Consider the following 10,737-nt stretch of genomic DNA (forward strand, 5'->3'; position numbering starts at 1 on the left):
CAACGATAGTTGTTTGTAGTAGGTTCCCATGGCAACACCTTATCCATAAAGTGTTGCACTTCGTTTGTGAATTTAGGGGATCCAGCAATTCTCACAACTCTTTGTCATCCTGAGTGAACGAAGGATCTCCTCTAACAATTGAAAACATTGAGATCACCACGTCGCTTCGCTCCTTCCTCCACTAAAACGTTGGCGGACAAGCGTGATGACAATGAATTCTGGATCCCCTGGTCAAGCCAGAGGATGACAAACAAAATTGTCCGATGAGATTCCCACTTACAGTATGTGGGAATGACAAAGAGCTAAAAGAATCACTACCCCACCACCTCCCCTCAAACGCCTGAAAACAAAGAAGTAAATCTTGACTAATCTCTCACTTTGGACAATTCAGGGGGCCTAGGTAAGAGGCTCTATCCAGTGTTTTAACTTATATAACAATTTCAATAACTTACATATTTTTCACCGGGGTTCCTACTTTATGAATTACCTCAATCAACTCAACAGCGAATACATCGACAGCATGCTTCACCAGTTCGAGCAAAATCCCCACGAGCTCGAACCCACTTGGCGCGCATTTTTTGAGGGCGTGCAATTTGCGGATGGCGGCGAAAAAAAGCAGCTTTCCAGCGAAAGCGTCACCTTTGAAATCAAAGTGCTGAAAATGATTCAAGACTATCGCGAGCTTGGTTATCTCATCGCCGACGTAAATCCACTGGACAGAAGCAAACGAGCGCATCCTCTTTTAGAGCTTTCTCAATTTGAACTCACTGAAGATGACTTGGCAAAACCAAGTCTGGCTGGTCAATTCGTTGGCCTTCCTCACTCTACCGTGGGCGAAATTTTACAAGCCTTGCGACAAGCCTATTGCTCGCCACTTGCGGTTCAATATGGCCACATCGAAGATCCCATTTGCAGAAAATGGATACAGGAACGCGTGGAACGAAGCGTGTTTGCGCGGCCCCTTACGCAAGAATGGAAAAAACAAGCCTTTCGAAAACTTGCAGAAACCGAAACCTTTGAAACCTTCGTCCACAAACGGTTTGTGGGGCAGAAGCGTTTTTCGGTTGAAGGCAACGACGTGCTCATCCCCATGCTGGACTACCTCATCAACAAGGCGGCTGAGCAAGGCACCAACGAAATCATTATGGGCATGCCGCATCGCGGACGCCTTAGCATTTTAACCCATATTTTTGGACGCGATCTGAAAGCGCTCTTTGCTGAGTTTGCAGGAAATTTGCAAACGGGAAACAACCCCGGCGATGGCGATGTAAAATATCATCACGGATTTTCAACGGACTACCAAACACTGTCTGGAAAAAAAGTTCACTTATCTCTTTGCAGTAATCCAAGTCACCTCGAAACCGTAAACACAGTGGTGATGGGCATTGTCCGTTCGAAGCAAAAACAACGAAACGATGACACACGAATCAAAACCATTCCTCTTCTGATGCATGGTGATGCAGCTTTTGCTGGTCAAGGTTGTGTTTACGAAGCGCTCAACATGTCAGACTTGAAAGGCTACACTGTTGGCGGAACCATTCACATTGTCGTAAACAACCAAGTTGGTTTCACCACTTCTCCAAGCGAAGGCAGATCAACGCCACATGCAACTGACTTAGCACGCATGCTGGAAGTGCCCATTTTTCAAGTGAATGCGGACGAACCAGAACTTGCACTTCGCTGTCTTGAACTTGCTCTTGAATTTAGAAACACTTTCAAACGCGATGTTTTTATCGATCTCATTGGCTATCGTCGTTACGGCCACAACGAAGGCGACGAACCTTCTTTCACACAACCTGTGCTCTACACCAAAATTAAAAATCATCCTCGCGTCTGCGCCCTTTATCAACAACGCTTGGCAAATGAAGGCAGCTTAAGCACCACAGAGGCAAAGGCTATTTTTGATGAAATTGAAAAAGTTCATGAAGGAGCTTTTGTTGAATCAAAAAAAGCAGACATTCTTCCCATCAACGATGCGTTCGACAATGTCTGGAGTGCCTTTCAAAAACCAACCGCACCAGACATCTTCTCTAAAGTTGAAACCCATGTTCCAGAATCAAGTTTAAAAAAACTTGGCGAAGCACTTACTACATTGCCAAGCACTTTTTCTGCTCATCCAAAAATTGAACGTTTTCTTTCCGACAGAAAAGAAATGCTCTCTGGGGAAAAGGGTATTGATTGGGGTTTTGCCGAGGCTCTTGCTTTTGCAAGTCTTCTTCAAAAAAATCATCCTATTCGTCTTTCTGGTCAAGACTGCGAACGCGGAACGTTTTCTCATCGCCACTCTGTTGTAAGCGACATCAAAAACGGACAAAAATATATTCCTCTTAACCATCTTGGCGAAGAGCAAGCTGATTATGAAGTGGTAAACTCATTGCTTTCAGAATATGCAGTTTTAGGTTTTGAATTTGGCCAAAGCCTGGCAAACCCGCACAAACTCACGATTTGGGAGGCGCAGTTTGGAGATTTTGCAAATGGCGCACAAATTATCATCGACCAGTTTATTGTGAGTTCAGCTCAAAAATGGAAACGTCACAGCGGTTTGGTGATGTTGCTTCCGCATGGATATGAAGGCCAAGGTCCAGAACATTCATCAGCAAGGCTCGAGCGCTTTTTGCAAGCATGTGCTCAATACAACATTCAAGTGTGCAACTTCACAACACCTGCGCAATACTTTCACGCACTTCGAAGACAAATACTTCGAAACATTCGCATTCCGCTTATTGTGATGTCACCAAAGAGTTTGCTGCGACATCCTCACGCCGTGTCATCATTAAAAGATTTAAGCGAAGGACATTTTCACGAAGTGATTGATGATGTGAAAGCAAAAGAATTGAAAAAAGCAAAACGCGTTATTTTGTGTTCCGGAAAAATATATTACGAACTCTTAAAAGAACGTGAAGAAAACAACGTTCACGTTCCCATCTTGCGCGTTGAACAATTCTATCCCTTCCCGGAAGATCGCTACAAACAACTGCTTCAGCAATATCCAAAAGCAAATGAAATTGTGTGGTGCCAAGAAGAGCCTCAAAACATGGGCGGCTTCTGGTTTATGCATCACCACCTTTCGCCGTTGCTTGACGGGCCTCGCAAACTTAAGTATGTGGGTCGCCCTGCCCAAGCAAGCCCATCTGGCGGATATTTGCATGTGCACATAGCAGAACAACTTCAAATTGTAGCAAGGGCCTTAGACCTTTAGACTTGAGAGGATTGTATGAAACACGAAGTGAAAGTTCCTAGCGCTGGCGAATCAGTAAACGAAGCCTTTATCGGTGAATGGAAAAAGCAAAACGGCGACTACGTAGAAAAAGGCGAAGTCATCGTTGACCTCGAAAGCCAAAAGGCAAGCTTTGAACTTGAAGCTGAAGTTTCCGGCCGCTTGCAAACCCTTGCCAACAACGAAGATAAAGTGGATATCGGCCAAGTTATTGCCACTATCGATGACAGCGTAAGCGCTTCAGAAAAAAGCGAGAAATCAATCACTGAAAAAACAAGTAGCAATGGCAATGAAACCGCACAGCATGCGAATGCAAATCTCCCTACTTCAAACCAAGGAAGAATGGGACCTGCGGCAAGAAATCTTTCTCAAAACCTAGGTGTTAACCCGCAAAACATTGCTGGAAGCGGTCCTCGCGGCACCATTACAAAAGAAGATATTTCACGTGCAGCACATATTCCTTCAACACAAGCTCCTGCTCCAGCATCTACGCCAACTGCTCAGCCAAAAAGTTTTTATACTTACACCGTTGATGCTGCGCGTGGTGAAAAAGCTGAACGCGCAAGCAGAATGCGCAAAAAAATTGCAGAAAATCTTGTTGCTGCGCAACACACTGCCGCCATTCTTACTTCTTTCAACGAAGTAGACATGAGCGCCATCATGAACTTGCGCAAAAAATACAAAGACAAAGTGCTTGAAAAACACAACGCCCGCATCGGCTTTATGGGAGCCTTCGGCCTTGCCTGCGCAAGAGCTTTGAAAACATATCCCATTGTCAATTCAACTTTTACTGGCGAAGAAATTATCAAGCGCGACTTCGTCGACATCTCAGTTGCTGTTAGCACCGAGAAAGGCTTGGTCGCTCCGGTTATCCGCGATGTTCAAAATATGAGCTGGATTGATTTTGACAACGAACTTGCAGCTCTTGCTGCAAAAGCACGCGACGGAAAACTTTCTATTCCTGAAATGACAGGTGGCACGTTCACCATTACAAACGGCGGGGTTTTTGGCTCCCTTATTTCAACACCGCTCTTAAACATGCCACAGACGGCCATCTTAGGGATGCACACTATTAAAAACAGAGCTGTTGTTTTAGATGATGGCAGCATTGTAGCGCGCCCCATGATGTACATTGCACTCTCTTACGACCACCGTCTCATCGATGGAAAAGATGCGGTGCAGTTTTTAATCTGCGTAAAAGAAAGCTTGGAAGATCCAAGTTTAATTATTGACGAAAAAACTTTGGGTTAAAAAAACATTTTTCTTTGTCATTGCGATCCGCCTCTGGCGGAGTAGCAATCTCCTCTGACAATTTTCTTTGTTGTCATCCTCGCGAACGCGGGGATCCAGAGGTTTTGAAAATGAAATTAAATTCGAATTATGGATCCCCGCGTTCGCGAGGATGACAAAATGGAGATCACCACGTCGCGACGCTCCTCGTGATGACAAGAATGAAAAAATTACAAAAAAAGGAACTTATCATGTCTCAACACACTTTTGATCTCATTGTTATCGGCGCTGGCCCTGGTGGTTATGTTGCCGCAATTAGAGCAGCACAACTTGGAATGAATGTAGCCTGCGTTGAAAAGCAATACCTTGGCGGAACATGCCTAAACGTAGGATGCATACCCAGCAAGGCTTTGCTGGAGTCATCTGAACTTTACGAAACAGCTGTGCACAAAGCAAAAGATCATGGCATCAGCATTGAAAAAGTAAGCATCGACTTCAAAAAAATGATCGAACGAAAAGACCGCGTGGTAAAGCAGCTCACATCAGGTGTTGGTGGACTTTTCAAAAAAAATAAAGTGACGCATTTTTCAGGAACCGCAAAAATTCTTGGCACCGGAAAAGTTGAAGTAGATCAAGCTGGAGAAAAAACTGAGTTGCAAGCAAGCAACATCATCATTGCAACTGGCAGCGCACCTATTCAAATTCCATCACTTCCTTTTGGTGATCGCATTATTAGCTCAACCGAAGCTCTTGCTCTTACCGAAATTCCCGAAAGCTTGATCGTTGTTGGCGGTGGATACATCGGCCTTGAAATGGGTTCTGTGTATATGCGACTTGGAACAAAAGTAACTGTTGTTGAAGCACTTGATCGCCTTACTCCTGGAATGGACAGCGATATCAGCAAAGCCTTGCAGCGCGTGCTCTCTAAGCAAGGCATGACTTTCATGCTTTCCACAAAAGTAAAGTCTGCCAAAGCAAAAAAGAATGAAGTGGAAGTAAGTGTTGAAGATGCAAACGGTGAAGTTTCTTCTTTAAACGCAAGTTACGTTTTAGTTTCTGTTGGCCGAAAACCTTACACCGATGGCTTGGGCCTTGATGAAGCTGGCATCGAACGCGACGAAAAAGGCCGCATCAAAGTAGATGGAAACTGGAAAACAAATCTCGAAGGTGTTTACGCCGTTGGTGATGTCATTGACGGACCAATGCTTGCGCACAAAGCAAGTGAAGAAGGTGTTGCACTGGTAGAACAACTCGCTGGGCATCACACTCAAATGAATTACAATACCATTCCTGCCGCAGTGTATACCTGGCCAGAAGCAGCCTGCGTGGGCATCACCGAGGAACAAGCAAAAGAACAAGGCATCGATTACAAAACCGCAAAGTTTCCGTTCATGGCAAACGGCCGCGCTATTTCCATGGGCGAAAAAGACGGCTTCGTAAAACTGATCGCCGACAAAACCACAGACCGCCTCATCGGCGCGCACATCATCGGCCCACGCGCATCAGATATGATTGCAGAATTAACCCTTGGAATGGAATTTGGTGTAACAGGCGAAGACATTGCACTTACCATCCACGCCCACCCAACCCTTGCAGAGTCTGTAAAAGAAGCCGCCTTAGGTTTAGGATCTGGAATGATTCATATGTAAAAGTAAAAGTCTTGGGGGAGACAAAAAAATGAAGCATCCATTTTCTCATACGAGAAAATGTTTTTAAAAAGGAAATCACCATGACCGCATCACCAGTAACACCAGCTCATTTGTTTTTACCAGCTCACGCAGGATTGCCGCTTGCGTTTCCAATGGCATCTCCCGTAAATCTTTGTGGAATGCGATCTCCCAGCCCACAAAGCAGAACAACACGAAATGGGCTTGTGCGAATAGAATCACAATATGGAAGAAGTAATGTAGTAGATGCTTTGTTTACAAACTTCACCGCAAGAAATGCTCACTTCAAAATTGATCTTTTTTCTGAATATCCGCGAAGAGATGGTGCATTAACAGCGACACCACTTACAACACTTATCATCGGACTCGACAAATTTTTATTGGGAATTCTTCTCTCCCTCGTTGATAAAAAACAAGACACACATCTTCAAGCACTTGCTCGAACGATAAACGAAGGCACAAATGAAACCATTCTTCCAAAAGCCGCAGTACAATTGGCCTTGAGCATGTTTTATCATCAAGCTCCAGGTTTAAGCGCACACTTATTGTATTTGGAAACAGACAGAGATGATCTAGAAAGCTACGATGTAAATACCTTAGTTGGAAATCCCGCTCTCATAAATCCAAGTAGTTCAACCAACTTTAATCTTTATACCAGCGACCCCAACGCAACATTTCAGCCACGGAAAGCTAAAACCTGAGTCAATTTTCGCTCAGGTAGAATTAAAAGAAGGCCAGGTGCTGCATATACGCCTGTAAACGCTCTCAACATCGGCATGCATTTTAGTGGAACTGTTGGAGGAGTTCATCCACTTGTGTCTGCCTTTTATGCTTATCTCCACAGCACACATCCAGATTTATTTGCAGCGCAGCATTGAGGAATACTAAAATTATAGCTTAAGCTATCAAAAATTATAGCTTGACCTATAAAAAATTATAGCTTAAGCTATCAAAATGAAAACTTCCTTTGAATTGCCTTTCGTAAAAACCCTCCACGAAAGACTCCTTGAAAAAAAGCCTAAAATTCAAGTAATCCTCGGTCCTCGTCAAGTTGGAAAAACAACAGGTCTCTTGCAATGCCTAAAAAAGCTCAAACAACCCCAACACTACATTTCAGCAGATGATGTTCTCAGCGCAAGTTCATCTTGGATTTTAGAACAATGGCAAGCAGCTCAAAGTAAAGGTACCAATACAATTCTTGCAATTGATGAAATTCAAAAAATTCCACAATGGTCAGAAACCATAAAAAAATTATGGGATGAACAAACACACCAGAAAAAAAATTCGCTCAAAATAATTTTAATGGGTTCAAGTTCTCTTCAAATGCAAAAAGGTCTTACAGAAAGCCTCACTGGTCGCTTCGAACTCATTCATGTACCTCACTGGAATTATTATGAATCCAATCAAATACACAAAATGAACTTACAAGATTATTTGAAATATGGTGGTTATCCTGGAAGCTATGACTACTTAAAAAATAAAGAACGATGGAAAACTTTTTTGAAAGATTCCATTATAGAAACCGTTATTGGAAAAGATATTCTTATGTTTTCGCAGGTCCGCTCACCAGCTTTGTTTCGTCAAGCCTTTGAAATTTTGTGTTTTTACCCTGCCCGCGAAATAAGCTACAACAAGCTTTTGGGGCAGTTGCAAGAAAAAGGTAATGTTGAACTCGTGAAACATTACATTGAACTTTATGCTGGTGCTTATCTGATAAAAACGCTCGAAAAATATTCGAACAAAGCTGTCCTTCGCAAAGGTTCATCTCCAAAAATTCTCCCGCTCTGTCCAGCACTTGTCCAATTTGCCAGACCCGAAGAATCAGAACAAACTGGCAGACTTTTTGAATTGGCAGTAGGGCTTGAATGCAAACGTTTTCCAGGAAAACTTTTTTATTGGAGGCAGGGCAATAATGAAGTTGATTACATTTACCAAGAAGAAGGAAAACTTTTTGCAATAGAAGTAAAGTCTGGAAGGAAAAAAACACATTCAGGCTTGGATGCTTTCGCCAAACAATTTAAAAAAGTTCACCCTCTTATTATTACTCCCGAAAATTTCACTCAGCTCAGTAAAGAAGGAAGAACATTTTTGGATCGTTTCTAAGCTACGGCATCACTGTAAGATCTCCACCCAAGAGAAACGCCAAAGCAAAATAACTAAGCAATGTGATCAAACTTATCCCAATGGGATGCACGCACATGCCAGCTTTAATCATTTGCGTAACGCGAACTTTTCCAGATGAATACACAAGCGCATTCGGCGGAGTGGCGATAGGCATCATAAATGCGCAGCTGGCAGCAACCGCAGCCGGCACCAGCAAAACAAGCGGACTCACTCCAACACCTTCAGCAATAGAAGCAATGATTGGCAGCAAAGCAGCTGCTGTTGCGGTATTGCTGGCCATCTCTGTGAGAGCGATTACAATAGCAACAATCACCACCATCAAAACGATAAGTGGAAACTGAGAAAAATTTTCCGCAATGTGACCAATAAATTCTGAAACACCACTCACACTAATGGCCTGCGCCATGCTCAAACCGCCACCAAACAAAATTAAGACATTCCACGGAAGTTCGTGTGTATCTTGCCATTCCAAAAGTCGCTTTCCTCTTCCTGCAGGAATGAGAAAAAGAAGAAGAGCTGCAATAATGGCAATGGCAGCATCGTCTAAACCTGCAAGCGCTGGAAAAAATGTTGTCAAAACTGGGCGAAACATCCACATGAATGCACACGTCGCAAACACAACAATGATCACGATTTCCTGAGGTCGAATTTTTCCCAAACGAACAAGTTCTCGTTCGATGATTTCTTTTCCAAGGGAAATATTTTTTATGCGTAAAGGGAAAACAATTTTTGTGAGCACAAACCAAACAGCAGGAATGAAAAGCAAAACCAAGGGAAGCGCAAATTGCATCCACGCACTAAAGCTGATGACATATCCATAGCGCTGCTGGAGAAATGCCGCCAACAAAGCGTTTGGTGGCGTTCCAATTAAAGTTCCAAGCCCACCAATAGAAGCAGAATAGGCAAGCCCCAACAAAAGGCAGAGCGAAAAATTTTTTTCATTTTCTTCTGAAAGCGCGCACGCTTCGTCTTCTTTCACCAGCTTGATAATGCTGCTTGCGATGGGCAACATCATCACCACCGTCGCTGTGTTTGAAACCCACATGCTCAAAAATGCGGTGATCCCCATAAAACCTGCAATAAGATGAGAGGGATTCGTGCCCACCCACTTCAACACCAGCAAGGCAAAGCGCTTGTGCAAATTCCAGCGCTGCATGCAAATGGCAATAAGGAAGCCACCCAAAAAAAGAAAAATTAAACGGTTTGCGTAAGGGCTGGCCGCATCTTGCAAAGGCATCACGTGAAAAAGGGGAAAGCACACCAGCGGAATGAGTGCCGTTGCCGCAACGGGAATCACTTCAAAAATCCACCACAGCGACATCCAAATCATAATGGCAATGGTGGCTCTTCCCGAGTGTGAAAGCGAAAGCTCACTACCAAGATCAGGCACAAACGCAATGAGGAAAGCCACAAGCGGAGCGGCTATCATCAGAAAGCGGCGAAAAGTAATCACAATATTTTTCATGAAATGTCCTTTAGAAAGAAAGAGCACTCTAAACATCATTTTTTCACTGTCATATCAAGCTGATACACATCAATTTCGGGGACGGTTCTGCCCTTGTAGGTATTTAAAATACTTATTAAAATTGAGGCGACTTGAGATTTTGCAACTGAAGGAATATCTCAAAAGATATCAAAGCGTTGCAAAGGTAGAACCGTCCCCTACTGCTGAAGCGCAACTTTTGCTTGCATCTGACGATAATGAAGGAGAGGTAAAAAACATAATGCTCGCAACAGCTTCAACTCCTTTTACATTTTCAGGGCCATTTTCGCTTCCTGCTTCTGCCAGAACGCCATTTGCCATCGGCAATGAAACTCGCCATCTTGCAACACAGATTGCAAGCGGCCCACATGCCAACGCAGCGGATCTCACTTTTTTCACTTCAAGCTTTGTTGGAAGAAATCTGACACGTGCCGAATGGAACACTGGCCGCAATGCTTTGTGGCACTTTGATAAAAAAATTGCTGAAGGGACGTCGCGTTTTGATGGTGCAATACTTGAAACTGAATCAGATTCAACCAAAAAAGCCTTTATGAAAGACACTCATTTCAAGCGTCTGCACATTAGCCTTCTTCTTTTTCTTCTCACGGCTCCGGAAGACATTGCTGCACCAACACGCAGCACTCTCCAGACACACTTTTCAGAAGCAGCACGAACTTCAACAATTCTGAGGACTCTTACTAGGCCAGACACTTCAGCATTCGATTATGCAGCTTTAAGCGCAGACCATGCTGTAGAGCGCGCCGTGGCTTATCAAACCCTCACCAGCAAAGCACTTGGAAATCCCGTGAGCAGAGATGATCTTCTGGAAAGAGAAATCCTTTTCCAACTTGGCCTTCTTGATGCTGATAAAAAAGTGCGGAACTCAGCAAAAAAGGGATTACTCGCCTGGGCTGAACAGATGAAGGGATTGCCAGGAGATGTAGTTCCCCCTGAAAAACCCATTTTTTCAAGATAGCGGACCTTGAGCGGTGTGTTTTTTCGGAGGCTCAACAAAA

At 43.7% G+C, this 10,737-nt stretch carries 7 protein-coding genes; 6 read left to right on the top strand and 1 reads right to left on the bottom strand.

Annotated elements, in window-relative coordinates; genetic code table 11:
• Positions 1-478 precede the first annotated feature (478 nt).
• The 5 genes from sucA (at position 479) to COV43_07530 (ending at position 8,217) form a co-directional block, all read left to right on the top strand.
• The gene (sucA, locus tag COV43_07510; protein PIR24993.1) at positions 479-3,199 is read left to right on the top strand and encodes a 2-oxoglutarate dehydrogenase E1 component; all 2,721 of its coding nucleotides are present in this window, start codon (positions 479-481) and stop codon (positions 3,197-3,199) included.
• A 15-nt stretch (positions 3,200-3,214) separates the two neighbouring features.
• A complete protein-coding gene (locus COV43_07515; GenBank protein PIR24994.1) occupies positions 3,215-4,468 on the top strand; it encodes a dihydrolipoyllysine-residue succinyltransferase in 1,254 nt (417 codons plus the stop codon).
• A gap of 230 nt (positions 4,469-4,698) precedes the next feature.
• Complete coding sequence (lpdA, locus tag COV43_07520) at positions 4,699-6,096, top strand: dihydrolipoyl dehydrogenase (GenBank protein PIR24999.1); 1,398 nt, start codon at positions 4,699-4,701, stop codon at positions 6,094-6,096.
• 80 nt (positions 6,097-6,176) lie between these two features.
• Positions 6,177-6,815 (top strand): hypothetical protein, encoded by a 639-nt coding sequence (locus tag COV43_07525; GenBank protein ID PIR24995.1) that lies wholly within the window; start codon positions 6,177-6,179, stop codon positions 6,813-6,815.
• Between the two features lie 253 nt (positions 6,816-7,068).
• The gene (locus COV43_07530; GenBank protein ID PIR24996.1) at positions 7,069-8,217 is read left to right on the top strand and encodes a hypothetical protein; all 1,149 of its coding nucleotides are present in this window, start codon (positions 7,069-7,071) and stop codon (positions 8,215-8,217) included.
• Between the two features lies 1 nt (position 8,218).
• Here COV43_07530 and COV43_07535 read toward each other — a convergent pair whose 3' ends face one another.
• Positions 8,219-9,742, bottom strand: a complete 1,524-nt coding sequence (locus COV43_07535; protein PIR24997.1) for an anion transporter — start codon at positions 9,740-9,742, stop codon at positions 8,219-8,221.
• A gap of 100 nt (positions 9,743-9,842) precedes the next feature.
• Here COV43_07535 and COV43_07540 point away from each other — a divergent pair, with 100 nt between their 5' ends.
• On the top strand, positions 9,843-10,697 hold the full coding sequence (locus COV43_07540) for a hypothetical protein (protein PIR24998.1): 855 nt from the start codon (positions 9,843-9,845) through the stop codon (positions 10,695-10,697).
• Positions 10,698-10,737: the final 40 nt, after the last annotated feature.

The sequence above is a fragment of the Deltaproteobacteria bacterium CG11_big_fil_rev_8_21_14_0_20_42_23 genome, from assembly GCA_002796345.1.
Classification (GTDB): Bacteria; UBA10199; UBA10199; order 2-02-FULL-44-16; family 2-02-FULL-44-16; genus 1-14-0-20-42-23.

Bases quoted from the DNA above. Each gene is read 5' to 3' on its own strand.
- lpdA (PIR24999.1), top strand. From the start codon at position 4,699: ATGTCTCAACACACTTTTGATCTCATTGTTATCGGCGCTGGCCCTGGT.
- COV43_07525 (PIR24995.1), top strand. From the start codon at position 6,177: ATGACCGCATCACCAGTAACACCAGCTCATTTGTTTTTACCAGCTCAC.
- COV43_07530 (PIR24996.1), top strand. From the start codon at position 7,069: ATGAAAACTTCCTTTGAATTGCCTTTCGTAAAAACCCTCCACGAAAGA.
- sucA (PIR24993.1), top strand. From the start codon at position 479: ATGAATTACCTCAATCAACTCAACAGCGAATACATCGACAGCATGCTT.
- COV43_07515 (PIR24994.1), top strand. From the start codon at position 3,215: ATGAAACACGAAGTGAAAGTTCCTAGCGCTGGCGAATCAGTAAACGAA.
- COV43_07535 (PIR24997.1), bottom strand. From the start codon at position 9,742: ATGATGTTTAGAGTGCTCTTTCTTTCTAAAGGACATTTCATGAAAAAT.